Source organism: Streptomyces sp. NPDC058773 (assembly GCF_042746015.1).
Taxonomy (GTDB): domain Bacteria; phylum Actinomycetota; class Actinomycetes; order Streptomycetales; family Streptomycetaceae; genus Streptomyces.
In genome coordinates this window covers 54,093-77,765 of the sequence record NZ_JBHYPE010000019.1, presented here as the reverse complement: position 1 = coordinate 77,765, position 23,673 = coordinate 54,093, and the positions used below count along the sequence as shown (strand labels likewise).

Annotated in this window: 21 protein-coding genes; 10 read left to right on the top strand and 11 right to left on the bottom strand. The window is 70.9% G+C overall.

Going from position 1 to position 23,673, the window contains the following annotated elements:
* Positions 1-30: 30 nt before the first annotated feature.
* From ACFW5B_RS18640 to ACFW5B_RS18610, 7 genes are all read right to left on the bottom strand, one after another.
* The gene (locus ACFW5B_RS18640; protein WP_386440347.1) at positions 31-453 is read right to left on the bottom strand and encodes a DMT family transporter; all 423 of its coding nucleotides are present in this window, start codon (positions 451-453) and stop codon (positions 31-33) included.
* A 2-nt stretch (positions 454-455) separates the two neighbouring features.
* A complete protein-coding gene (locus ACFW5B_RS18635) occupies positions 456-776 on the bottom strand; it encodes a DMT family transporter (protein ID WP_386440226.1) in 321 nt (106 codons plus the stop codon).
* Positions 777-1,226: 450 nt separating this feature from the next.
* A complete protein-coding gene (locus ACFW5B_RS18630) occupies positions 1,227-1,943 on the bottom strand; it encodes a hypothetical protein (RefSeq protein ID WP_386440224.1) in 717 nt (238 codons plus the stop codon).
* Positions 1,944-2,290: 347 nt separating this feature from the next.
* Positions 2,291-3,538, bottom strand: a complete 1,248-nt coding sequence (locus ACFW5B_RS18625; RefSeq protein ID WP_386440223.1) for a dienelactone hydrolase family protein — start codon at positions 3,536-3,538, stop codon at positions 2,291-2,293.
* A gap of 733 nt (positions 3,539-4,271) precedes the next feature.
* Positions 4,272-4,628 carry a carboxymuconolactone decarboxylase gene (locus ACFW5B_RS18620; protein WP_386440221.1) on the bottom strand — a complete coding sequence of 119 codons (357 nt, stop codon included), beginning with the start codon at positions 4,626-4,628 and terminating at the stop codon, positions 4,272-4,274.
* A 225-nt stretch (positions 4,629-4,853) separates the two neighbouring features.
* The gene (locus ACFW5B_RS18615; protein WP_386440219.1) at positions 4,854-5,669 is read right to left on the bottom strand and encodes a hypothetical protein; all 816 of its coding nucleotides are present in this window, start codon (positions 5,667-5,669) and stop codon (positions 4,854-4,856) included.
* Positions 5,670-5,786: 117 nt separating this feature from the next.
* Positions 5,787-6,419, bottom strand: coding sequence for an RNA polymerase sigma factor (locus ACFW5B_RS18610; RefSeq protein ID WP_386440218.1), 633 nt, complete (start codon positions 6,417-6,419; stop codon positions 5,787-5,789).
* Between the two features lie 304 nt (positions 6,420-6,723).
* Here ACFW5B_RS18610 and ACFW5B_RS18605 point away from each other — a divergent pair, with 304 nt between their 5' ends.
* From ACFW5B_RS18605 to ACFW5B_RS18595, 3 genes are all read left to right on the top strand, one after another.
* The gene (locus ACFW5B_RS18605) at positions 6,724-7,617 is read left to right on the top strand and encodes a hypothetical protein (protein WP_386440217.1); all 894 of its coding nucleotides are present in this window, start codon (positions 6,724-6,726) and stop codon (positions 7,615-7,617) included.
* Between the two features lie 14 nt (positions 7,618-7,631).
* The gene (locus tag ACFW5B_RS18600; RefSeq protein ID WP_386440215.1) at positions 7,632-10,040 is read left to right on the top strand and encodes a glycosyltransferase; all 2,409 of its coding nucleotides are present in this window, start codon (positions 7,632-7,634) and stop codon (positions 10,038-10,040) included.
* An 82-nt stretch (positions 10,041-10,122) separates the two neighbouring features.
* Entirely contained in the window at positions 10,123-12,390 is a 2,268-nt protein-coding gene (locus ACFW5B_RS18595; protein WP_386440213.1) for a transglycosylase domain-containing protein, read from the top strand.
* A 321-nt stretch (positions 12,391-12,711) separates the two neighbouring features.
* Here the strand turns inward: ACFW5B_RS18595 and ACFW5B_RS18590 are convergent, their stop codons facing one another.
* Positions 12,712-13,752 (bottom strand): Lrp/AsnC family transcriptional regulator, encoded by a 1,041-nt coding sequence (locus tag ACFW5B_RS18590; protein WP_386440211.1) that lies wholly within the window; start codon positions 13,750-13,752, stop codon positions 12,712-12,714.
* Positions 13,753-13,868: 116 nt separating this feature from the next.
* Between ACFW5B_RS18590 and ACFW5B_RS18585 the strand changes: the two genes are divergently transcribed.
* From ACFW5B_RS18585 to ACFW5B_RS18570, 4 genes are all read left to right on the top strand, one after another.
* Positions 13,869-15,080 (top strand): M20 family metallopeptidase, encoded by a 1,212-nt coding sequence (locus ACFW5B_RS18585; RefSeq protein ID WP_386440209.1) that lies wholly within the window; start codon positions 13,869-13,871, stop codon positions 15,078-15,080.
* A 136-nt stretch (positions 15,081-15,216) separates the two neighbouring features.
* Positions 15,217-16,569 carry an MFS transporter gene (locus ACFW5B_RS18580; protein WP_386440207.1) on the top strand — a complete coding sequence of 451 codons (1,353 nt, stop codon included), beginning with the start codon at positions 15,217-15,219 and terminating at the stop codon, positions 16,567-16,569.
* Between the two features lie 104 nt (positions 16,570-16,673).
* Positions 16,674-18,119 carry an aspartate ammonia-lyase gene (locus tag ACFW5B_RS18575; RefSeq protein ID WP_386440205.1) on the top strand — a complete coding sequence of 482 codons (1,446 nt, stop codon included), beginning with the start codon at positions 16,674-16,676 and terminating at the stop codon, positions 18,117-18,119.
* A 140-nt stretch (positions 18,120-18,259) separates the two neighbouring features.
* Positions 18,260-18,553 carry a hypothetical protein gene (locus ACFW5B_RS18570; RefSeq protein WP_386440203.1) on the top strand — a complete coding sequence of 98 codons (294 nt, stop codon included), beginning with the start codon at positions 18,260-18,262 and terminating at the stop codon, positions 18,551-18,553.
* A gap of 690 nt (positions 18,554-19,243) precedes the next feature.
* Here the strand turns inward: ACFW5B_RS18570 and ACFW5B_RS18565 are convergent.
* Positions 19,244-19,720 (bottom strand): ArsI/CadI family heavy metal resistance metalloenzyme, encoded by a 477-nt coding sequence (locus tag ACFW5B_RS18565; RefSeq protein WP_386440201.1) that lies wholly within the window; start codon positions 19,718-19,720, stop codon positions 19,244-19,246.
* A 79-nt stretch (positions 19,721-19,799) separates the two neighbouring features.
* Here ACFW5B_RS18565 and ACFW5B_RS18560 point away from each other — a divergent pair, with 79 nt between their 5' ends.
* Genes ACFW5B_RS18560 through ACFW5B_RS18550 form a run of 3 tightly spaced genes read left to right on the top strand, consistent with a single transcriptional unit; the run spans position 19,800 to position 21,743 of the window.
* Positions 19,800-20,207 (top strand): ArsR/SmtB family transcription factor, encoded by a 408-nt coding sequence (locus ACFW5B_RS18560; RefSeq protein WP_386440199.1) that lies wholly within the window; start codon positions 19,800-19,802, stop codon positions 20,205-20,207.
* Positions 20,204-21,331, top strand: coding sequence for an ACR3 family arsenite efflux transporter (gene arsB / locus ACFW5B_RS18555; protein ID WP_386440197.1), 1,128 nt, complete (start codon positions 20,204-20,206; stop codon positions 21,329-21,331). The genes ACFW5B_RS18560 and arsB overlap by 4 nt, the downstream gene beginning before the upstream one ends.
* The gene (locus ACFW5B_RS18550; protein ID WP_386440195.1) at positions 21,324-21,743 is read left to right on the top strand and encodes an arsenate reductase ArsC; all 420 of its coding nucleotides are present in this window, start codon (positions 21,324-21,326) and stop codon (positions 21,741-21,743) included. Before arsB ends, ACFW5B_RS18550 begins: the two co-directional genes overlap by 8 nt.
* Positions 21,744-21,984: 241 nt before the next feature.
* Here the strand turns inward: ACFW5B_RS18550 and ACFW5B_RS18545 are convergent, their stop codons facing one another.
* Together ACFW5B_RS18545 and ACFW5B_RS18540 are read right to left on the bottom strand one after the other, a co-directional pair.
* Positions 21,985-22,722, bottom strand: a complete 738-nt coding sequence (locus tag ACFW5B_RS18545; RefSeq protein WP_386440193.1) for a hypothetical protein — start codon at positions 22,720-22,722, stop codon at positions 21,985-21,987.
* Positions 22,719-23,066 (bottom strand): PadR family transcriptional regulator, encoded by a 348-nt coding sequence (locus tag ACFW5B_RS18540; protein WP_386440191.1) that lies wholly within the window; start codon positions 23,064-23,066, stop codon positions 22,719-22,721. Before ACFW5B_RS18540 ends, ACFW5B_RS18545 begins: the two co-directional genes overlap by 4 nt.
* Positions 23,067-23,673 lie beyond the last annotated feature (607 nt).

The window sequence follows — 23,673 nt, the reverse complement described above, 5'->3', positions numbered from 1 at the left end:
GCCCATCCGGACGCGCCGGCGACTCCGGCTCTATCCCGCCGACGGGCCCGGTGGCGTCGGAGGTGTTGCCGGGGGTGTGGTCGCCGTCGGCTTCTCGGAGGTCAGGTGGAGTCCGACCACGCCGGCGACGATCGCGAGGAAGCAGACCACCTTGCCGAGCGTGATCTGTTCGTCGAAGAGCAGCGCGGCAAGGAGGACGGAGCCGATGGTGCCGATGCCTGTCCAGACGGTGTAGCCGATGCCGACATCGATGGTCTTCAGGGCGAGGCTGAGCAGATAGACCCCGCCGCCGCACGCCACGACGGTGATGGCGGACGGAACCAGTTTGGTGAAGCCGCCGTTGGCGGCCGAGCCGAGCGCGAAGATCACCTCGAAGACGGCGGCGACCAACAGCCAGGTCCAGGCGGCCGCGGGACTCTGCTTCCGCTCCGTGCCCGTGTGCTCCCCGGTCATCTTCACACCCCCGAGAGCAACTTGAGGCCGGTGACTCCGCCGATGATGGCGACGAAGCAGACCACCTTGACCGGCGTGATCTTCTCCTTGAAGATCAGCGCCCCGAAGATCACCGTGCCGACGGCTCCGACCCCGGTCCACATCGGATAGCCGACCCCGACATCCAGCGTCTCCAGGGCCAGGCTGATGAAGTAGATGCCGCCCACGACGCCGACCAGGGTGATCAGGGAAGCCTTCAGCTTGGTGAAGCCCTGCGAGGCGCTCGCGCCGAGCGCGAAGACGATCTCGAAGATGATCGCGAGGATTAAGTAGATCCAGGCCATGGTGGAAGAAGGGTCCTCTCCGACTGATGTCCCCGGGCCGGGGCCTCATCGGCCGGCGGCCCGCCGCCCGCCGTCGAGTCGCGTTCGGCGACCCCTGAGGTGCTCGGCGCGCATCCGTTCCAACAGGAGGCCGAACGGGGTGTCCAGGCGCGGTATTCCCCGATTGGCTCCACCCGGTTTCCGCCGGGCTCGTGGTACGGATGGTGGACGCTATCCGAGGTGCCGCCGAAGTCGAGCGGCGCCATGCCAGAGAAGCGGGCACAACAGCCCGTTGACGCAGGGGACACCCGCAGGCCGCTGCCGGCCGAGGCGCACGGAGCGCAGGCCGCGGGGGAAGACGGGCCACCGGGGCCCCGTCGGTGAAGCCTCTGCTCGTGCCGGGCCGGAAGGCCTCGTGCCGCCCGCCGCGGAAGGGTGCGGCGAGCGGCACGAGGTGGGGTGGCAGCAGCCTCAGGAGGGGCTGGCGTTGCCGCAGCGGGAGACCTTCTCCTCTTCGGTCATCGGGCGGGACTGCTTCCGGAAGGCGTTGTACGTCACGTCGGCCTCAACATCCGTGAACTCGCGCGCCGGGATGGCCTTCACGGAGTCCCCTTCGTACGACCAAGTGCCCTTCAGGGTCTGGGTCATCGGAACCTTGTCCAGCCAGTAGATGGTGTAGGGCTGGTCCTGATTGACCGTGTCGGTGATGCCCGTGGTCTTGGTGTGGACCTGGCTGTAGTCGATCCTCGGGAGGACTTCAACTCCCATGGCGGCGGGGACCTTCAGCCCCATGCTGACGACGAGGCCGTTGCCGTTGGTCTCCTCCTCCTTGTAGGTGAAGGAGCCGGTGGTGGCGCAGGTGTCGTGGAATTCCGAGACCCGCTCCGGCGTACCCTCGGTCGGGTCGCTGACGAACTCGCCGCCGGAGACGGTGCACTTGTCGCCGCAGCTCGAGAGGAACTCAGCGCGCTTCTGCGGGTCGGCCAGCGGGTCGGGGCCGGGGGCCAGGCTGGGTATCGGCGACGTCCCCATGAGCCCCCCGCCGCTGGTGCCGCCTCCGCCTCCATCCGCCTGCGCCGGGGTGACGGTCAGGCACAGCGTTGCCGCGACGGCCATGGCCCCCACCGCGGCCGCCTTCTTCCCCCGCCCACTGCCGAACGGGAAAACGTTGCGTACTCGTATGGTCATGTCTGTTTCCCTTGCCTTCCACCTGAAGCGCGGATCACGTGCTGCGGCACCGTCCTCACCTCCGGGTGAGGCCGTCCAAGAAGGCGGCACCCGTCATGTGCGGAGGAGCGCGTCAGCTGCGAACCGCCCTGAACGCTCGGTACGCCATGAGCTTCCGCGGCAGCGCTCATGTGTGGCTCATGTCTTGCTCATGGCAGTGTGTCCGGATGCGCCGGTCTCGTCACCGCGCCGTTCGCCCGGGCCGTCGCCACCACGGCCGTACGGTGTGGCGCACGGCCACGGCGAGATGCGTGGGCGAAACGGACGCCCGCCCGTCAGCCGCGCGCCCGGTGCCCCGGCCAACTCCCTCAGAAATCCTCGCTCTTGCTCACCTTGAGGTCTTTGGGGATCGCGGGCAGCAGCCGCTCGCCCGAAGCGACCTCGGGAATCCGCAGCGGGTCGGTGAAGGTCACCTGCGGAGCTTTCCGGAAGGTGACCGAGGGGCCGCCGGTGCGCAGGTTGCCGCCCTTGGGGGTGACGCCGCGCAGCGCCGGCAGACGGTAGGCGGACGCCTTGTGCCGGGCCTGCCGGAGGAAGGACGCGGTCAGCTGGGCGGTTTGCGCGCGGGCGGCGGCCGGAGCGGCGGCCTGGCCGGCGGAGCAGCCCGGCCCGTCCGCGTGCGCGGGGGCGAGGTTGGTGTTGAGCATCGCGTGGCCGGTGCCGGGCAGCACGACGTCCGCGGCCACCGCGGTCCGCCCGGACTTCGCCAAGTCCTTCACCGTGTTCCGTCCCGCGTCCGCTCCGGTGTCCTCGTCACAGGCGCCGCGGATGTTGAGCACCGGCACCGTGTGGGTCGCCGGCTCCGCCGGCGCCGCCGGTTCGAGGGCGACCGCGCCGAACAGCCCGGCCCGCTTGGCGGCCTTCTGGGACAGGACGTAGCCACCGCCCCGGCTGTGACCGACCAGGCCCACCCGGGACGTGTCGATCCGCCCCTTCGTCCCGGGGATCTTCAGGCCGTGGCCGATGCCCTTGTTGAGGTCGGAGAGCAGCTTCAGGTGCGCGTCGATCAGCTGGGTGTAGCCCTTTTCCGGGTTGGGTTCGCCCACCCACCACTGCTCGGCGGCGACCGCGTCGACGGCTACCGCGACGAAGCCTTGACGGGCCAGCTCCTCAACGAGGTACGACAGGCCGGCGTCCTGGCGCAGGTAGTCCTGGCCGAGACCTGTCTGGGGCCTGGGATCGTCAGGGTCCAGGCACACCAGGGGCCACCGGGTCTTCACCGGCCGGTCGGCGATGCCCTTCGCGCCCGTCGGCACGCAGTTGGGGTGGGACCCGTGCACGACGAGGACGACCGGGTGGGGGCCCTTCCCCTTCGGCATGCCGAGCACGCCGTGCACCTGAGTCGGGTTGCCGCTGTCCTTCATCGACGTGTTCTTCAGCAGGCCGGGCGCGAGCCGGTAGCTGGTGAGAGTGGCACCGGAGCCCCGCGCGCCGGCAGCGGCCTGCTGGGGGGCGGCGGTCAGTGCCGGTGCGGCCGAGGCGGCCGGGACGACGGTCGGACCGAGGGCGACGGAGGCGGCCACGAAGGTGGCGGGCCAGAGCTTGGATATCTTCACAACCGCGGAGATGCAGCACGGGACCCAGCCGTTCCCTTTATGGCGTGTCGCCGGGAATGACATGAACGGTCCCTCGGTTCCGCGCCGTTGTGGCGGGAGACGCAGAAGGCAGTGCCGCCGAGCCCCGCCATCCCCGGAGCAGGAGCGGTCGTTCGTCCTGCCCGCTGAAAGTGCGGCGCGGGCGCTCACGCCCGCTGTTCACGGAAACGGGAGTCCTACGCCATGCCGGTCTCGGAGGGCACGGAAGTGTTGACCGCGTACATCCGACCTCCACGCCGGGACGGGTGGCCCCTGACGAACTCGACCCCACGGCACCGCAATGCGTCGTGAAGGTGCGGGCGCGCATGGACCACCGGACAGGTGCGTGAACCGGTCGGTCTTCGCCGACGGCACGGATGTGCGTGTACGGGGCCGGTGACCGTCGGCCCGAAGCGAACGATTAACGAAGGGGGAGCGACCGTGATCGCTACCTCCGTTCCCAGACGCCCCTACCTGCGCTCTCTCGCGCAAATCTCCGCCCTTGCCCTCGTGGCGCTCGGCTGGACGGTGTCACCGCTCAACGCCGGGGTGGCCCATGCCGATTCCTCTGCCGCGTCGGCCCTGACGATCACGACCAGTCAAGGGCCCGGTCTGACGTCGGTCCGGCTCGCGAGCCGGACCGGGCAACGGCCGCTGCGGTGAGATGGAGCCGAAGTCCGGGGATCGATGCGGGCACGCGTGAAGCCGGTGGCCCTCAGGACTTCTTCCGGCTCTCGGCTTCCGCCTGCGCGATGAGTTCGGCTTCGGAATCGGCCAGCGCGATGGCGAAGCCGAATGCCTCGGCGAGGTGACCAGCGGCTGACATGACGCGCGCCGTGCCCACGACGGGAGCGATCGCCACGAGAACATCCTGCAATTGCTCGCTCGTCAGCCGGGCCTTGAGCGCGGGACCGACGTGAGCCAGGTAAGAGACCGCTGGCGCGTCCATGGCCACGAGTGCGGCGATACGGGTCAGGATGAGCGTGCCGTCATCCATGCCGCAGCGCTCAAGGGAATCGATGGTCATGGCGGCGATGGTGTCGAGAACGGGAGCGTCAGACGCAGTGGCCATGTTCGGACCGCCTTCCGGTGCCCTACGGAGCCGACGCGCGATCTACGCGACCCACCTGGAACGGCGTTCGTCTCGTGCGCCGGTGCCTACCCCTCTCACCGTAGGAGCCTCCCGGGCCCCACGCATGTCGGCTACGGAGACGCATTGCCCCTCCGGGGCGCGCTTCCTGGCGCTGTCCGGGCGGGGCGCACGGGAGTTCACCCGCCCCGGCCGCCCACCGCGTGGCTACTGGTTCTTCTCGCTGCCGTTCCCACCGCTTGCCCGGCCGTTGCCGGTCGCGTGGTGCGTGCCGCCGGGGTCGGCGTCGGGTGTGCCGTTGCCGGAGGCGCCGGTGTTCCCTTCCGGCCCGTTGCCGGCGTGCGCGGCGCCGTTGCCGGGTTTGCCCGTGCCGGCCGGCCCGTTCGGCGCCGCCGTCGCCCGCGTCAGCTGCTCGGAGCAGTACGCGGCGACCTCGCCCTTTCCGCCGGCGGCCGCGACGAGCCGCTGCCAGGCCGTTGCGTCGAGTGCTTTGCCGTGCCCCCCGGCCTGCTGGTAGGCGCGGCAGTGGGCCTCGGTGTCCTTGGCCGGGGAGGGGCGGTTGGTGGGGCCGGGGCGGCCGGAGGACGTCGAGGGGGTTCCGCCGCCCGGCTGGTCCGGGGCGGTCGCAGAGGGGTGCGCGGTGCCCCCGGTACCGGCACCGTCGGCGGACGAGCCGGCCGGACCGATGGCCGCGTACGCGACACCGCCCAGGGCGAGGCCGGCGAACACCGCGCCGAACGTCATCCGCACCGGGCGCCGGAGACTCCGCTCCTCGCGCGGCCGCCAGTCGTCCCGGCGCCGGGTACGTGCCCGGCGTGCGCCCGTGCCGTGGGCGGCGGCCCGGAAGGCGCCCAGGGCCCGTTCCTCGGCCTCGGGATCGAGGTGGTCCGCGCGGATGACGGCGCCCAGCACCGTTTCCAGCGTGGCGGAGTCATGCGCGTCCCGCGGGCCGGAGACGGTGCCGTCGGGGGGCCCATGCCGGTGACGGACCGGTGCTCCGTCACCGCTCAGCCGTTCACCCATGTCCGCTTCCGTTCCTGTCCGTTCCCGTCCGACCGGTTCGATTCGTCGAGGCGCCGGTCCTCGGCACCTTCCGACCGCTCACTGTCGCCCTCGTCCGTCCTCGTGCGCCCTCGTCGTTCATTTCGACTTCCCCAGCGTTCGGCAGGCCGCATCCGTCACACCCTCGTCCGCTTCGCCGCCGACGCCCAGCTGGCGGGCCAGACGCTTCAGGCCCCGGTGGGCGGCCGTGCGCACCGCTCCCGGACGCTTGCCGAGGACGCGTGCGGCGGCGGGACCGTCCAGGCCCACGACGACCCGCAGGAGCACCGCCTCGGCCTGGTCCTGTGGCAGCCCGCGGACCAGTTCCAGCGCCTGCTCGGTGGAGAGGGACTCCAGGGCCTGGTCATGGGTGTTCTGCGGTCCCGGCAGGTTCAGTACGTCCTGTTCGGTCCCGCCGGACCGGGGCCGCACGCGCTGGCGGCGCAGATGGTCCAGTGCCCGGTGCCGGGCGATCGTCGTGGTCCAGCCGCGGAATCCGGCCCCGTCGCCCTGGAAACGCCCGAGGTCGCGGGCGATCTCCAGCCAGGCGTCGGAGGCCACGTCCTCCGCGTCCCCGCCGACCAGCCCGTGCAGATAGCCGAGCAGGCCCGGTTGCACGATGCGGTAGGCCATCGCGAAAGCGGCCTCGTCGCCGTCCTGGGCCCGCGAGACCGCTGCGCCCAACGCGTCGTCGCACGTCCCTGCGCGCCGGGTTTGCCCTACTTGACCCAAGCCTGTCCTCGTTAGCGCCGGTTTTTGTGGCGAGTACGTGTCGTCCGCCGCGCTACGGTCGCATCGACGGCCCATGGTGAACAGCGTCCGTCCTCACGGAACGGCCCATGGTGAACAGCGTCCGTCCGCACGGAAGTGTCACAACGGCCAGTGATCCTTCACGTCTTCCGCTCGCCCCTTGTTCATATCGCCCCATTTCGGAGACTTCGTCCGTCCCGTGCAGTCCAGGTGTAACGCTTTCGGGCGCGTGCGCTCTTTCCCTGCGGGCGACCGCGTCGGTCGGCCAGGACAGGGGACACGACTCGTGCGGTGGACAGACGGAAGCGGAGCGGCGTACGGCGAGGATCCGTACGGCGGCGCCGGCTACACCTATGCCTACGGGCGCCACGAGTACTCCTATGGTCACGAGTACGGCTACGGCCACGCGTACGGCAATGGCCACGCCTCTCCCCATGTCAACGAAGACGCCTATGGCCACGTGTACGGAGGAGGCGTCACCGGCGTCGCCACCGACACGGCCCCGCAGCCGTGGGACGGGGCACAGCCCGCCCAGTGGACCCACCCGACGGGGCAGTGGACGCACCCGACAGGGCAGACCACCACAGCGTGGGACCCCCTGTACGGCGACGCCCTCACCGGGCAGCTCCCGCCGGTGCTCCCCACAGAGCAGCTGCCGGTGTCCGACACGGCGCAGATACCGGTGTCCGAGACGCCCGGCCACCCCGTCCCTGAACCTGACACCCTCCGGAGCGAGTCAGCGGGGCCCGTCTTCGTCGATTCCTCGGGGCGACGCCAGCGCCGCGTGCTCCGCGCCGCCCGGCTGATGATGATCCCCGCCGGCGGCTATGTCGCCGTGCTGATCAGCACGATGCTGGGCGGCACCGGCGTCAGCTCTCCGTTCGTCCCGCACGCGGACTCCCCGCACCCGGCCAAGCCCACGGCGACCGCACCCGACTCGTCGTCCGGCACCGCACACCCGGCGCGGAGCGCGAGCCCCGCCGCGGCGCGGAAGAACTCCGGCACCCCGGTGCGGCATGCCCCCGGCCCCACCGACCGGCCGGGAGTCTCCACCGCCCCTGCGGCCTCGTCCCGGCCCACGACTGCGCCCACCGGGACCGCCGCCCCGGCCTCGACCGCCGCCCCCACCCACCCCTCCAAGGGGCGCGCCCTCGGCTCGTCCCACAAGCCCGTGAAGTGATCCAAGGCCCCGACGTGACCGACCGCCGACACCGCAACGCTCCCGCCCGCCGCCCCGGCCGGATCACACCCCGCGCCCACTGGCTCCTGCTGAGCGTGCTTGCGGTGACCCTGTCGGCGGCCCTCCTGTTGCAGGGTTACACCCACCACATGTTCGGGATCACCTCGGACGCCGTGACCGGTGCGCGAGGGCGGCACGAGGCGGTGCCCAGCCGGGTGACCCACGGCGGCCCCGTGATCGCGGGCGCCGCCACCTCCGCGCACACCGCCCGGGTCAAGGACCGCACCCTCGCGCTCACCTTCGACGACGGCCCCGACCCCGTCTGGACGCCGCGCATCCTGGACGCGCTGCGCCGCAACCATGTGCACGCGACGTTCTTCGTCGTCGGAACCCAGGTCGTGGCGCACCCGGAGCTGGTCCGCCGGATCGTCGCCGAGGGCCACCAGATCGGCATCCACACCTTCACCCATCCCGACCTGGCCCGCCTCGCCCCCTGGCAGCGTTCCCTGGAGCTGCGGGAGACGCAGCTCGCGGTGGCCGGCGCCGCGGGGGTCACCACCGCACTGCTCAGGCCGCCGTACTCCTCGAAGAGCGACGCGCTGGACGATGCCGACTGGTCCGTCCTCCAGCAGGCGGACGCGGCAGGCTACGTCACGGCGCTCACCACACGGGACGCCGAGGACTGGCGGCGCCCCGGTGCGGACCGCATCGTCGCCCGTGCCACACCCCACGGCCACGCCGGGCAGATCGTGCTGATGCACGACGGCGGCGGTGACCGGGCACAGACCGTCGCCGCGCTGAACACCCTGATCCCACGGCTCAAGGCGCACGACTTCCGGTTCGCGACGGTCGGCGCCTCGGTCGGCATGGCCGGGCCGGTCCGGCGCGCCGGACTCGGTGACCATCTGCAAGGTCGGGCCCTCATCGGGCTGCTGCAGGCCGGCGACTGGACCGTGTGGCTGCTCGGCGTGCTGATGTGCGCGGCCGGAGCGCTCAGCGTGCTGCGCGCGGCGGTCCTGCTGCTCGCGGCCCGCCGGCACCGGCGGCAGCGGACGGGGGGCCGCGGCCGGACCTGGGGGCCGCCGGTGACCGCACCGGTCAGCGTCATCGTCCCCGCGTACAACGAGAGCGCCGGGATCGAGGCGTCCGTGCGCTCACTGCTCGCCTCGGACCACCCGGTGGAGATCATCGTGGTGGACGACGGTTCCACCGACGGCACCGCCGACCTGGTGGAGTCGCTCCACCTGCCGGGGGTGCGGGTGATCCGGCAGCGGAACGCGGGCAAGCCCGCCGCGCTCAACACGGGCCTCGCCGCCGCCTCCTGCGAGCTGGTGGTGATGGTCGACGGCGACACGGTCTTCGCACCCGACACGGTCCGCACGCTCGTGCAGCCCTTCGCCGACCCCCGGGTGGGCGCCGTCTCGGGCAACGCCAAAGTCGTCAACCGCCATGGCCTGCTGGGCCGCTGGCAGCACATCGAGTACGTGGTCGGCTTCAACCTCGACCGCCGCCTGTTCGACCTCGCCGAGTGCATGCCGACCGTCCCGGGGGCGGTCGGCGCGTTCCGCCGCCGGGCGCTGTTCGCCCTCGGCGGCGTCAGCGACGTCACCCTCGCCGAGGACACCGACCTCACCATGGCGCTGTGCCGCGCCGGCTGGCGTGTGGTCTACGAGGAGGGCGCGGTGGCCTGGACGGAGGCGCCCGCGTTACTGAACGCCCTGTGGCGGCAGCGGTACCGCTGGTGCTACGGCACGCTCCAGGCGATGTGGAAGCACCGCGGCGCCCTGGTGCAGCGCGGCGCCGCCGGAAAACTGGGCCGACGCGGCCTGGTCTACCTGCTGCTCTTCCAGGTGCTGCTGCCGCTGCTCGCACCCGCCGTGGACATCTTCGCCCTGTACGGGCTGCTCTTCCTCGACCCGGTCCGGATCACCGGGCTCTGGCTGGCCTTCCTGGTGCTGCAACTCCTGATGGGCCGGTACGCCTTCCGCCTGGACGGGGAACCGCCCGGCCCGCTGTGGAGCCTGCCGTTGCAGCAGTTCGTCTACCGGCAGCTGATGTACCTGGTGGTGATCCAGTCCGTCTTCACCGCCGTTGCGGGCTCCCGCCTGAGGTGGCAGCGCATGGAGCGGTACGGCAGCCTCCAGACCCCGGGGGCCGCGCAAGCGCCCGGCACCGACCTGCCTCCGCAGGATCCCGGCCCCGCGCACCCGGCGCCGTACGGCCGTGTGCCGTGGCAGGCGCCGGACGGCCGTCAGCCGCAGCAGGCGCCGTACGACCCCTTCCACCAGATGGCACCGTACGCCGGCCTTCCACAGCCCCCGCCCCCCAACGGATACCGGCAGCCCCCGCCCCCCAACGGTTACCGGCAGCCCCCGCCCCCCAACGGTTACCGGCAGCCCCCGCCCCCCAACGGTTTCCGGTAGCCCGCACCGCACCAGATATCGCAGTTGTACCGAGCAGTTGCACAGAGCAGCAGCTGCAGTGAGAGGACAGTGATCCGAGCCCATGAGCGGACACCGGCGCCGACCGTCGCAGCAGCCCCACGACGGAGTGGAGCCGGAGGAGAGACGCTGGAGACGGTGGATCGACTACCCGCGCCGGGGCAGGACGGGCCCGCGCCGCTGGCTGCCGTCGGTGCGTCAACTGCTGGCGCTCTTCCTGTTCTTCTTCGGCTGCACGACGGCGGCCGTGGGCTATGCGTACGCCACGGTCACCATCCCCGACCCCAACCCCAGGACGCTGCTGCAGAACAACGTCTACTACTGGTCGGACGGCACGGTCCTGGCGACCGACGGCAGCGTCAACCGGCAGAACGTCCCGGTCTCGCAGGTCCCCGCCGACGTGCGGTGGGACTTCATCGCCGCGGAGAACGCCTCCTTCTACACCGACCCGGGCATCGATCCGCAAGGCATCCTCCGTGCCGTCTTCCACATGGCCGGGGGCGGCAGCGTGCAGTCCGGGTCGACGATCACCCAGCAGTTCGTCAAGAACACGTACCTGGACCAGTCGCAGACGGTCTCGCGGAAGTTCAGAGAACTGCTGATCTCCACCAAGATCGGCGCCGGTATGAGCAAGCAGCAGATCCTCCAGGGGTATCTGAACAGCTGCTTCTTCGGCCGGCAGGCCAACGGCATCCAGGCCGCGGCCCGCGCGTACTACGGCGTTCCGGTGCAGAAGCTCACCCCGAGCCAGGGAGCCTTCCTCGCCGCGGCGGTCAATGAGCCGAGCCTCTTCCAGCACGCTGACTCCGACCCCAGGGCCCGGGCCAAGGCCAAGGCACGCTGGTCCTGGGTGCTCGACCGGATGGTGAAGATCGGCAAGCTGACGCCGGGACAGCGCGCACGGTACGCGGCCGCGGGGTTCCCGACACCCAAGAAGTGGACGCTCGGTTCGGGCCTCCCGGGCCAGACCGGCTACCTGGTCCAGCTCGCCCGGTCGTACGCCCAGGCACACGACCGGAGCATCACCGACGGCAGCCTGAGCAGAGGCGGCTACCAGATACACACCACCTTCGACCGGAAGCGGACCGCGAAACTGGCCAAAGCCGTCGCCAAGGTCCGTGCGGAACGCCTCGACCCCGCCCACCGGTCGGTCGACCGGGACGTCCAGGTAGGAGCCTCCTCGGTCGATCCCAGGACCGGCAGGATCCTCGCCGTCTACGGCGGTTCCGGCTTCGACCACGCCCACTACTCGGACAACGCCGACACCACCGGCGTCCCGGTGGGATCGACGTTCAAACCCATCGTCCTCGCCGCCGCGCTCCAGCACCGAGCCGTACTGAAACCCGGTGAGCCCCCGGCGCCGATCACCCCGGCCAGCAAGTTCAACGGCGACGACGGCATCAAGATCAAGGACCAGCAGGGCAATTACGTCACCGACGACAAGGACCCCACCGGCCTCCTCCACCAGCGCAACGACACCCGCCGGCGCTGGGGCTACATCACCCTGCGCAAGGCGATGGAGCAGTCGGTCAACACGCCCTACGTGCAACTGGGAGAGGACGTCGGCCACCAGAACGTGGTGAGCACGGCGCAGGCCCTCGGCCTGCGCCCCGACAGCCTCGCCGCCCCCAGTGCCGGCTTCTACATCGGTACCTCGACACCGAGCGCCATCCGCATGGCAGGCGCCTACTCGACCTTCGCCGCCTCCGGTATGCGGGCCACCCCCTACTCGGTGACCAAGGTGACCCACAACGGCTCCGCCCTCCCCGGATTCACCGCCCCCGCCCCCGTACGGGCGCTGCCGGCGGCCATCGCCGACAACGTGACCGACGTCCTCCGGGGCGTCATCGCCAAGGGCACCGGCACCAGGGCCCAGGCCCTCGGCAGGACGGCCGCGGGCAAGACCGGTACCACCGACGACTTCCACTCGGCCTGGTTCGTCGGCTACACCCGCCAACTGGCCACCTCCGTGGTCCTCTTCCGCGAGGATCCCGCCCACCCCCAGCTGCAGTCCCTGGTGGGCGTCGGCGGCCTGCAGAAGGTGTTCGGCGGCGACATCCCCACCGAGATCTGGACCCGGTACATGAGCGACGCCCTCGCCGGCCTCCCCGACGCCCCCTTCCCCGCCCCCGTCTCCCTCGGCCACGGCGCCAACGAGCCGGGCGCCCCCACACGCTCCCCGTCCGTCACCCACCACAAGAAGGACGACACGACCGACCGGAGCGACGGGACGGGCAAGACCGGCAGGCCCGGCAAGCGGACGGACACCCCTCCCGACGCGTCGGAAGCCCCGACAACGTCCCCCAAGTGCCGCCACCACAAGTGCCGTTGACCCGCTGCGCACACCGGTTGGCCCAACGGTGCTGCCCGGTCACGGTAGTTGGGCGGAGCCCGCGCTGCTCGGTGTCACGCTTTCATGGTTGGCGCCCGGCTGCTGTGGCGGGAGAAGCCCGGACCACCAACTCGTCCTGGGCACCCAGGCGCTCTTGGACGCCGTCGTAGCCCTGGCCGAGGAAGCGGCACGTCAGCCGCGACTGGCCGTCGCCGCCTGACGACCAGCCGCGCCGCCCCATCGGAAAGCCGGGTCGGAATCCCTGACCCGGCTTTCCGGCCGGCGCCGCGGTTCCCACCGCCGGGAGCCCGCGGGCGGAGGTCAGCGAAGCAGTGCCTCCGGCATCCCGGCCCACGGATTGATCGGTACCGTGCCGACACTGCGGCCGTAGTCGTCGAGCAGCCAGCCCATGCGTTTCGTCATGCGCAGCACGACCGCCCGTTCCGTCAGCTTCAGGGCCGGGAAGCGTTCGGCGAGTTTCTCCTCCAGCCGATGGCTGTCGCCCAGGGAATGCAGCCAGACGATCACCAGCAGGTTGTCCGTGCCGGTCATCGCCGCGCACATGCGGATCTCCGGAAGGGTGACCAGGGTGCGCGCGGTCTGCTCCAGGTCGCCCGGCGGGACGCTCGCCCAGAAGTGGGCGATGACCGGCCAGCCGCTGATCACCTCGGCCACCTCGCAGCGGAAGGACACCAGCCCGTCCCGGACGATCCGCTCCAGCCGACGCCGGGTGGTGGACACGCTCATCGAGGCGCGGTCGGCGAGCTCGGCGATCGTCCGGCGGCCGTCGTCGCCGAGAGCGAGCACCAAGTCGCGGCAGGAGTCGGGCAGCAGCCCCTCGCCGACGGTGCGCGGCGGGGCGTGACGGGCGAGGAGGGTGCGCTGGTCGGAGGTGAGCGCCTGGAGACGCCATCTGCTGGCTTCGCTGTAGAAGTGCGTCGCGGTGTGGGTGCGCGTGCCGCGGACCCCGGTGAGCCGGCTGACGTAGTCGAGGATGAAACGCGACAGCGCCTGCAGATCGGTGAACAGCACGATGAGGAACAGGTCGCGTCCGCTGCCCACCTGGGAGACCGAGGCGACCTGGGGGACGCGCATCAGCGCGTCCACGACGTGGTGGCGGCTGCTCGGTTCGCAGTCCACCTCCAGGAAGGCCAGACAGTTGCGTTCGGCCCACACGGAGAGCTTGGGGTAGGCGGTCACCCAGGCGAGCCCGTCCGCACTGATCCGCTCCCAGCGCCTCGCGGCCGTGACCGGATTGATGCCGAGTACCTTGCCGATCTCCGTCCAGGTGGCCCGCGGGGCGATCTGCAGGACGTGGATGAGAGCCAGATCCGCCTCGTCCAGGTTGAAGGAATCCTGCATGAGCGTTCACCGCCTGGCTCTTTCCTGCCATTTCAGCACCGGCGTGGTGGGCGCGTCCAGCCTGAGGAAGCCGCCGAACGGACGGCGGCGCGAATGCTGGAGGTATCTCCCCCGCAATGACGATCTGCGTAGACGCGACTACCTTGCGCGATGACATGGTGCGGCTGCGACGCAACCTGCACGCCGACCCCGAGGTCGGGCTGCACCTGCCCCGCACCCAGGAGAAGGTCCTGGCGGCGCTGGACGGACTGCCGCTGGAGATCTCCACGGGCGACCGGCTGTCCTCGGTGACCGCGGTGCTGCGCGGCGGCCGGCCCGGCCCGGCCGTGCTGCTCCGGGCCGACATGGACGGCCTGCCGCTCCCCGAGCGCACCGGCCTCGACTTCGCCTCCCGCACGGACGGCGCCATGCACGCCTGCGGACACGACCTGCACACCACGATGCTGGTCGGCGCGGCACGGCTGCTCGCCGCCCGCCGCACCTCCCTCGACGGGGACGTGGTGTTCATGTTCCAGCCGGGGGAGGAGGGCTGCGACGGCGCCGGCGCGATGCTCGCCGAGGGCGTGCTCGATGCGGCCGGCCGCCCCCCGGTCGCCGCGTACGCGCTGCACGTGTTCACCACCGGCTTCGACCACGGCGTGTTCGCGGCCCGCGGCGGCGCGACCATGGCGGCCACCAGCGACCTGGACGTACGCGTCGTCGGCGCCGGCGGCCACGGCTCGGCCCCGTACCGCGCGAAGGACCCGGTGCCCGCGGCCTGCGAGATGGTGACCGCGCTGCAGACCATGGTCAGCCGGGTCTCCGATCCGTTCGACCCGGTCGTGATCACCGTCGGGTCCTTCCATGCCGGCGTGCGTCGCAACGTCATCCCCGAGGCCGCCCGGTTCGAGGCCACCGTGCGGACGTTCTCCGCTGCGGCGCAGAACCGCATCAAGGACGCGTCGGTCACCCTCCTCCGCTCGATCGCCACCGCCCACGGCCTGCGGGCCGAAGTGGAATTCACCCCCCGCTACCCGGTGACGGTCAACGACGCAGACGAGACCGCCTTCGTCGAGTCCACCGTGCAAGAGGAGTTCGGCGCACACCGCTTCCGGCCGTTGCCGCACCCCCTCACCGGCGGGGAGGACTTCTCCCGGGTCCTGGAGAAGGTCCCGGGGAGCCTGGTCATGCTGGGCGCGACGCCTCCGGGCGCGAACCCCGCGGCGGTCGCGAACAACCACTCCTCGCACGTCGTCTTCGACGAGGCGGTGCTCCCCGACGGCGCCGCCCTCCATGCCTCGCTCGCCGTCCGCCGGCTCGCCGCCGAGCCCACCGGCTCCCTCGCCTAGCGGGTGCCTTTCCGGTCTCCGTGGACCAGCCTGCGGTGCCAGGCGTCGCAGGCCCACGGAGACCGGGAACCCGTGGCCCGGCCGTGGCACCCCCCCCGGCCGCAGTACCCCGTTTCCCGCCCGCCCTGGAGATACGATGCCCATCCAGACCTCGCCCCGTCCGGCACCCGAGCCGTCCCCGGACCCGTCAGAGTCGCAGATGTCCGCGCAGCCCCCGAGCATGTCCCGCTGGGAACGACGACGCGTCGTCCTCGGTACGGGGATCGGCAACGCCCTCGAATGGTACGACTGGCACATCTACGGCATCTTCGCGCCGTTCTTCGCCAAGCAGTTCTTCGACCCGCACGACGAACTGTCCGCGCTGCTTTCGACGCTGGCCATCTTCGCCGTGGGATTCCTGATGCGACCGGTGGGTGGATTCCTGTTCGGCTGGCTCGCCGACCGCAAGGGCCGCCGCTTCTCCATGCTGACCTCCATCGGCCTGGCCGCGGCCGGCAGCCTGGCGATCGGCGTCGCACCCACGTACACCAGCATCGGCGTGGGCGCCTCCGTCTTCCTTCTGCTCGCCCGGCTCACCCAAGGACTGGCGCACGGCGGCGAACTGCCCTCCGCCCAGACCTATCTCGCCGAAGCCGCCCCGCCCGCCCGCCGTGGCCGCTGGACCAGCGCCATCTATGTCTCCGGAGCCTGCGGCATCCTCCTCGCCACCTTGCTCGGCGCCGGCCTGGCCGCCGCGTACGGGGCACACGGAGTGGCGGCGTGGGGCTGGCGCGTGCCCTTCGTCGTCGGCGGACTGCTCGGCCTGTACGCCCTGTTCCTCCGCCGCCGGCTCACCGAAACCCACGCCTTCACCAAGGAGCACGCCGCCGACGCCACCGGACGACGCCCCTCCGTGCTGCGCGGCATCTGGCAGAACCGCGGCGCGGCCGCACGGGTGATCGGCCTGACCGTCGGCGTCACCGTCGTCTACCAGTCGTGGACCGTCGCCGCACCGGCCTACGCCATCGGCGTGCAGGGGCTCGACGCCACCGCCGTACTGGCCGCCGAGGTGGTCGCCATCGTCGTGTTCATCGCCGTACTGCCCCTGTGCGGCGCCCTGTCCGACCGCATCGGGCGCCGGCCCAACATGCTGGTCTTCGGCCTGGGCATGGCGGTGCTCTCCTACCCCCTGAGCCACCTGGCCCGAGCGGGCGCGGTGTGGCAGCTCGGCCTCGCCATGACCATCGCCCTGGTCCTCATCGCCCTGTCCGTGTCCATCCTGCCCGCCCTTTTCGCCGAGCTGTTCCCCACCCGCGTGCGGGCCACCGGCACCGGCGTGCCCTACGCCATCGCCGTGGCCCTGTGCGGCGGCACCGCGCCGTACCTCACGACCTGGCTCTCCGGCCACCACGTCCCGGGCTACTTCACCGGCTACGCCATCGCCCTCCTGCTGCTCGGCGTGCTCGTGGTGCTCACCACTCCCGAGACGCGCGGCAAGCCCCTCGACTGACCGCACCGCCGGCACCGTCTCCCCCTCCCTCTCCCACGGCACGCCCGTTCCCCGCCCGCAGGCCGGACCCCGCGTCCGGCCTGCCCCACACTGGAGCACTCCCCATGGCGGACGACCGCTTCCGCACCGAGCACGACCTCCTGGGCGACCACCCCGTCCCCCACGACGCCTACTACGGCATCCACACGCTGAGGGCGGTGCACAACTTCCCCATCACCGGCACCGCCCTGTCCGCCCACCCCGACCTCGTCAACGGCCTCGCCGCCGTCAAGCAGGCGGCCGCACTGGCCAACCGCGACCTGGGGCTCCTCGACGCCCACAAGGCCGACGCCATCGTCGCCGCATGCACCGACATCCGCGCCGGCCACCTGCACGACCAGTTCGTCGTCGACGTCATCCAGGGCGGAGCCGGCACCTCCACGAACATGAACGCCAACGAGGTCATCGCCAACCGCGCACTGGAACACCTCGGCCACCGGCGCGGCGACTACCGCCATCTGCACCCCCTCGACGACGTCAACGCCTGCCAGAGCACCAACGACGCCTACCCCACCGCCGTCAAAGTGGCCCTCCACATCGCCGCCCGACGTCTCAAGGAGGCGATGTCCACGCTGCGCCACGCCTTCGAGACCAAGGCCGGAGAATTCTCCGACGTCGTCAAGACCGGCCGCACCCAGCTCCAGGACGCGGTGCCGATGACGCTCGGCCAGGAATTCGGCGCCTACGCGGTGATGCTGGGCGAAGACGAGCAGCGTCTCCTGGAGTCCTGCAGCCTCCTGTGTGAGATCAACCTGGGCGGTACCGCCATCGGTACCCGCCTCAACTCCCACCCCCGCTACGCCGCACTCGCCCGCGAACACCTCGGCGCGCTCACCGGACTGCCCCTGTCCACCGCCCCCGACCTGGTTGAGGCCACCCAGGACGCGGGAGCGTTCGTCCAGTTCTCCGGAGTCCTCAAACGCATCGCCGTCAAGATCTCCAAGACCTGCAACGACCTGCGCCTGCTGTCGTCCGGCCCCCGCGCGGGCTTCGGCGAGATCAACCTCCCGGCGGTGCAGGCCGGCTCCAGCATCATGCCGGGCAAGGTGAACCCGGTCATCCCCGAAGTGGTCAACCAGATCGCCTTCCGGGTCATCGGCAACGACACGACCATCACCCTGGCCGCGGAGGCCGGACAGCTCCAGCTCAACGCCTTCGAGCCGGTCATCGCCCACTGTCTGTTCGAAAGCACCGCCCAGCTGCGCGCGGGATGCTTGACCCTGACGGAACGCTGCGTCAACGGCATTACCGCCAACCGCGACCACCTCCGCGCCGTGGTCCACGGCACCATCGGCATCATCACCGCCCTCACCCCACGCATCGGCTACGCCCAGGCCGGCGCCGCCGCACAAGAAGCCCTGGCCACCCACAGCTCCGTCGCCGACGTCGTCCTGGCCCGCAAACTCCTCACCCGCGCCGAACTCGACCGCATCCTCCGCCCGGAATCCCTCACCGGCACGACCGAGGGCGACCAGACCCCGCACGGCGCCCCCATCCGAGAGCCCTCGTGAGCGCATCCAGGTGCACAAATCCTGCGCTCATCCCCCCACGCTGACCAAAATGCTCCATTTATCCGCCTCGGACGGACCGCCCGTCAATCTGAGGGAAACCGCTGAACGGGCCCGTCCCCTTGGAGAAACAGGTGAGCACCATGGCCAGATGGGAAGTCCGCATTCCCACCTCCGCACCCGACGGCGCACGCGGGTTCCAGATGTTCCTCTACGACCTCCGGAACCACAGCGAGGCCCTGGCCCGCTCCCGCGCGCTCGTCGACGTCACCACCCCCGCCGCCTTGCACCACCGCCGCGGCGCCACCGCCGACACCACTGCCCTCGCCATCACCCTGCGACCCACCAACCCCCTCTGGGGCCCGCCCGATCAATCCGAACCTGTCCCGCGTCACCTCACCTGGCGCACCCTCAGCCCGGCCCCCGCGGCGGGGTGACGTCGCGCGCCCGCGGCCCACGGGGCAGGGCAAAAGCGCCGGGCACCGTGGACGGGCGGTCTGATGGTGTGCGATCCACTCCGACGGCCGGTTCGGCACAGATCTGCCCTGATGCTGCCGAAGGCCGTCGCGCCTCCGCACCGGCAAACCTCCGAGGAGCAGGAACGACGATGGCATCCGATCCGGCAATCGCCCAGGTGACCATGACGCTGGCTGCCCTTGCCCGGACGACGAGTTCACCTACACCGGACGCCAGCGTCCGCACGCCCCGTTCCCGGGTGCCCCTTCGAGGGGCCCCGGGCCCCTTGCCGTCGAGCTCCCAGAGAAAGGTGAACAAGTTGAAGATGGCGGTAGACGATCTCTGCGGTCCTGAGAGCGCCCGGTTCCTTCAGGAGCACGTCCGGCAGCCGGCTCGAGGGCCCGAGCGTCTGCCGGACATGGCCTTGTCGCTGCCGCACAATGGACGTGAGCCCCAAGTCACCCACCTGGGGCTCACGCTATGCAGCGGGTGGCGGGAATCGAACCCGCGCTCTGAGCTTGGGAAGAGACGGCTCGCGGAAGCCCGCCGTGCGGACGGGATTGAGCATGCAAGACCGGCGTGACGAGTCGGGGCTCCCGCATCGCCATGCCGGGTCCTTCTCGGCCGGTGCCTCCTGGGCGCAGCTGTTGCTGAGGGGCGAGCGCCGGGCATCAGCTACCGCAGGCGCAACCCGCGACCGGCTCCGTGGCGACTGTCTTGCTCGCACAGCAGGCGTTGCTGCCGGTGCCTGCGGACGGATCGGTGCTCGTGCCGAGCGTCTCGGCGTCGGCCTTGACGACGTAGACCTCCCACGGCTCCTTGCCGGGGCCGTGCACCCACACCTTGTCCTGGAGGGCGTAGCAGCAGGAGGTGTCGTTCTCCTCGAATGTGGCGAGGCCGGCGTCCTTGAGGCGGGTCGTGGCGGCCGTCACCTGGTCGGTCGACTCGACCTCCACGCCGAGATGGTCGAGGCGGGTTTCCTGTCCCGGCTCACCCTCGATCAGCACGAGCTTGAGCGGCGGCTCGGTGATGGCGAAGTTGGCGTACCCCTCACGTCGCTTGGCCGGCTCGGCACCGAACAGCTTCGAGTAGAAGGTGACCGACGCTTCAAGGTCGCTGACGCGCAGGGCGAGCTGTGCACGTGACATGGCGAGACTCCGATCGGCTTGCATTGGTGTCCGTCGATTCAAGGTTGCATCCTGATTTGAGGAACGTCAATATAGAGATATGTCGAATCAAGAGCTCGTGGTGATCGAGCAGACCGGCGAAGCCGGTGAATGCTGCCCCGGCCTGCTTTCGGCCCCGCTCGACGAGGGCCAGGCCGTAGAACTGTCGAAGGTGTTCAAGGCCCTCGGCGATCCGGTGCGGCTCCGGCTGCTGTCGATGATCGCCTCGAAGGCCGGCGGCGAGGTGTGCGTCTGCGACCTCACTCCCGCGTTCGACCTGTCACAGCCGACGATCTCGCATCACCTCAAGCTGCTTCGACAGGCCGGCCTCATCGACTGCGAGCGGCGCGGGACGTGGGTCTATTACCGGCTGCTTCCCGAGATGACTGATCGCCTCGCGGGCATCCTCACGCGTCCCGCGGGCGGGCTGCTGCCCTCCCGTGTCGGGGCAGACGGTGTGAGCGCGTGAGTGCCGCACCCGAACAGGCGGTCGCGGGCCGGCTGTCCTTCCTCGACCGCTACCTCGCCGTGTGGATTCTCGCCGCGATGGCGCTCGGCCTCGGCCTCGGGCGCCTCGTGCCCGGCCTCGGGGACGCTCTCGCCAAGGTGACCGTCACCGGGGTGTCGCTGCCGATCGCGCTCGGCCTGCTCGTGATGATGTACCCGGTCCTCGCCAAGGTGCGCTACGACCGGCTCGACACCGTCACCCGCGACCGTCGGCTGCTGCTGCCATCCTTGCTGCTGAACTGGATCGTCGGCCCGGCGCTCATGTTCGCGCTGGCGTGGCTGTTCCTTCCCGACCTTCCCGAGTACCGCACCGGCCTGATCATCGTGGGGCTCGCCCGCTGTATCGCCATGGTCATCATCTGGAACGACCTCGCGGGAGGCGACCGCGAGGCCGCCGCCGTCCTGGTCGCTCTGAACTCGGTGTTCCAGGTGATCGCATTCTCGGCGCTCGGCTGGTTCTACCTGTCCGTGCTCCCCGGGTGGCTCGGCCTTGAGCCCGGCGGGACGGGGTCTCCCCTGCTCGAACGGAGCCGAGAGCTTGGGGAGGTGTCCGTAGCGGAGATCGCCCGCAGCGTGCTGATCTTCCTCGGCATCCCGCTCACCGCCGGCTACCTCACCCGCCGGATCGGAGAGAAGGTCAAGGGACGCGCCTGGTACGAGTCCGAACTGATCCCGCGCATCGGCCCGTTCGCGCTGTACGGCCTGCTCTTCACGATCGTCATCCTCTTCGCGCTGCAAGGCGACGCGATCACCTCGCAACCGCTCGGCGTCGCCCGCATCGCGCTGCCGCTGCTCGGGTACTTCGCCCTGATGTGGGCGGGCTCCATGGCACTCGGGCGCTCCGTCGGCCTCGACCACCCGCGCGCGACGACGCTCGCGTTCACGGCCGCCGGCAACAACTTCGAGCTGGCCATCGCGGTAGCCATCGCCACGTTCGGCGCCACCTCCGGACAGGCCCTCGCGGGCGTGGTCGGCCCGCTCATCGAAGTGCCGGTGCTGATCGGCCTCGTGTACGTCGCGCTCTACGCCCGCCGCTACTTCACCGCCCCCGCGCCCCTGACCGAGGAGGGCCCCGCGCATGCCTGACCCCGCTCTGCCCTCCGTGCTGTTCGTCTGCGTCCACAACGCGGGCCGCTCGCAGATGGCCGCCGCGTTCCTCACGCACCTCGCGGGCGACCGCGTAGAGGTGCGGTCCGCCGGCTCCTCCCCCGCGGACGCCGTGAACCCGGCCGTGGTCGCGGCGATGGCCGAGGTGGGCATCGATGTCTCGGCCGAGGTGCCCAAGGTGCTCACCGTCGAGGCCGTGCAGGCATCCGACGTCGTCATCACGATGGGCTGCGGCGACACCTGCCCCGTCCTCCCCGGTAAGCGGTACCTGGACTGGCAGCTGCCTGACCCCGCCGGGCAGGGCGTCGCGGCCGTACGGCCCCTCCGCGAGGACATCGAGCAGCGGATTCGCGGACTGCTCGACGAGATCGCCCCTGAGAAGCAGGCGTGACCACGTGCGGGACGGGACGACCTCGTACGGGCCCCCGCGGCACGGCGCATCAGAAGCCTTCGGGGGCGGATTCGGTGCGCACGCCTGAACCGGCCCGCACAACGATCGAGGCCCAGGTTGCTGACCTGGGCCTCGATTCCGGAGCGGGCGACGGGACTCGAACCCCCGCTCAGAGCTTGGTCATCAGGGGCTTTGGAGTGCCAGTACCTCTCCGGCGCGGCACCGGCACGGTTCGGGGCGGTCAGGCGGCCGGCAGCCGGTACTTCACCCGGGACCCGTTGAGGGGCGGGCAGGTGCGGTCGTGGACCCAGGCGGCGGCCGCCGCGACGGCGCCGGTCATCGCGACCGGCGCGACCAAGACGGTGGCGATGGCCTGGAAGTACGGGAACGCGTAAGCCCCGAGGAGGTTGATCGCGGTCCCCAGCAGGGTCGCTGCCAGGAGAATCAGGGGAAGGGCCTTGGCCAGGGCCCGCGTGGTCTTCTCGCGTGCGGGGTCGTGCCGGAGTTTCGCGGCCACGGCGCGCCGGATGAGGAAGAAGGCGGCGACCAGGCACACCGCCCAGCCCACCCACATCAACGGAGTGCCGGGATTGGGGTAGTGGTGCACCTCCCACACCGGCGGTCCATGCAACTGCGTGGTCATCGCTTCGCTGTCGCGGTCGAGGAGGCCACCCGGTGTTCCTGCCCACCAGAGGATGACGGCGACGACGGCGGGGAGGGCGGCGCCCCTGGCCGCCGCGGTGGCGGTCTCCTTCAGGTTCGGGCGGGTGGGCAGCAGACCGCGTTCGGCCGCCCAGGAGGTGGCCAGCGCGTCGACGTCGCCGCCGATGTAGTCGGTGACTGACCGGCCGTCGAAGGCGGCGGCGGTCAGGTCCGCCGCCAGCTCTTCGGCCATCTCATCGGTCGCGTCCTGTTCGATTCCGAGGCGGCGCCACGTCTCCATGACCTGGTGTATTGCGTCCTCGACCGTCAGCGTCATGATTCCTCCCGCGTGGGCTGGCTGATGATGGAGCCGATGCTTGTGGCGAATTCGTTCCAGTCGCGGCTCCACGACCGGAGCATCTGCATGCCCGCTTCGCTGGGCCTGTAGTAGGTACGGGCGGGACCGCCGTCCCCACTGCGGCGTTCGATCTCGACCAGCTCGCGTTTGCGCAGCCGCGCCAGCGCCGGGTAGATCGAGCCGTCCGCGACGTCGAGCCCCGCCTTCGCGAGCCGGACGGTCATCTCGTACCCGTACACCGGGGCCTCCGCCATCAAGGCCAGCAGGCACATATCCAGCACCCCTCGTAGCCACTGGGCGCGTGGGGTGGATGTCTCCTCCATGGCCAGTACCTTACACAGCACGAGTCATGCATTGCAAGCTAGTGCTGTGCAAGCTAGTGCCGTGCAAGGTAGTGCCGTATGCCGACCATCCTCCGACGGCGTTGCTGAGCCACCGGACCGACGAGGTGGACGCCGAGTTCAGCGCGTCGCCGGCCGACCGCCGGCGCCCCGAGCAGGTGCCGCGGCGTTCGACCGAGGGCCGACCCGACCGGGCGCGCGCTGGGCGAGGCGCTCGCGCACTGGAGTCCGCCGACGACCTGCTCGGCTCCATGCCGGAGCGCCACCCTGACAACGGGCGCGTGCCCACGCCGATGCTCGTCGGGCTGTCCGCCAGGGAGTTCCTGGCCGTCGTGGAGGGCTCCGTCGACGCGCTGCCCTCGGACCCGGCCGCCGCCCGGCCACGCCGGCTGTGTCAGCCACCACGAAACCGCCCCAGGGCAGGGGTAGAAGAAATCGGGCACGTTCGCAGCCCGTGGGGAGGGCGTGCGCACATCTCACCGGACACCCAGGGTTGTTGCCGATGCGCCCTCCTGCGGGCGCATCGATGCGCTGAAGGCGCGTCACCCCGAAAGCTCCCAGACAACAAACAAGGCCCAGGTCACCGACC

What these genes read in the sequence shown, in the direction of transcription:
- ACFW5B_RS18540 (WP_386440191.1), bottom strand. Translation starts at nt 23,066, where the DNA reads ATGGAGGAGACATCCACCCCACGCGCCCAGTGGCTACGAGGGGTGCTG.
- ACFW5B_RS18590 (WP_386440211.1), bottom strand. Translation starts at nt 13,752, where the DNA reads ATGCAGGATTCCTTCAACCTGGACGAGGCGGATCTGGCTCTCATCCAC.
- ACFW5B_RS18615 (WP_386440219.1), bottom strand. Translation starts at nt 5,669, where the DNA reads ATGGGTGAACGGCTGAGCGGTGACGGAGCACCGGTCCGTCACCGGCAT.
- ACFW5B_RS18635 (WP_386440226.1), bottom strand. Translation starts at nt 776, where the DNA reads ATGGCCTGGATCTACTTAATCCTCGCGATCATCTTCGAGATCGTCTTC.
- ACFW5B_RS18620 (WP_386440221.1), bottom strand. Translation starts at nt 4,628, where the DNA reads ATGGCCACTGCGTCTGACGCTCCCGTTCTCGACACCATCGCCGCCATG.
- ACFW5B_RS18580 (WP_386440207.1), top strand. Translation starts at nt 15,217, where the DNA reads ATGCCCATCCAGACCTCGCCCCGTCCGGCACCCGAGCCGTCCCCGGAC.
- ACFW5B_RS18570 (WP_386440203.1), top strand. Translation starts at nt 18,260, where the DNA reads ATGGCCAGATGGGAAGTCCGCATTCCCACCTCCGCACCCGACGGCGCA.
- ACFW5B_RS18545 (WP_386440193.1), bottom strand. Translation starts at nt 22,722, where the DNA reads ATGACGCTGACGGTCGAGGACGCAATACACCAGGTCATGGAGACGTGG.
- ACFW5B_RS18565 (WP_386440201.1), bottom strand. Translation starts at nt 19,720, where the DNA reads ATGTCACGTGCACAGCTCGCCCTGCGCGTCAGCGACCTTGAAGCGTCG.
- ACFW5B_RS18630 (WP_386440224.1), bottom strand. Translation starts at nt 1,943, where the DNA reads ATGACCATACGAGTACGCAACGTTTTCCCGTTCGGCAGTGGGCGGGGG.
- ACFW5B_RS18640 (WP_386440347.1), bottom strand. Translation starts at nt 453, where the DNA reads ATGACCGGGGAGCACACGGGCACGGAGCGGAAGCAGAGTCCCGCGGCC.
- ACFW5B_RS18575 (WP_386440205.1), top strand. Translation starts at nt 16,674, where the DNA reads ATGGCGGACGACCGCTTCCGCACCGAGCACGACCTCCTGGGCGACCAC.
- ACFW5B_RS18585 (WP_386440209.1), top strand. Translation starts at nt 13,869, where the DNA reads ATGACGATCTGCGTAGACGCGACTACCTTGCGCGATGACATGGTGCGG.
- ACFW5B_RS18550 (WP_386440195.1), top strand. Translation starts at nt 21,324, where the DNA reads ATGCCTGACCCCGCTCTGCCCTCCGTGCTGTTCGTCTGCGTCCACAAC.
- ACFW5B_RS18560 (WP_386440199.1), top strand. Translation starts at nt 19,800, where the DNA reads ATGTCGAATCAAGAGCTCGTGGTGATCGAGCAGACCGGCGAAGCCGGT.
- ACFW5B_RS18595 (WP_386440213.1), top strand. Translation starts at nt 10,123, where the DNA reads ATGAGCGGACACCGGCGCCGACCGTCGCAGCAGCCCCACGACGGAGTG.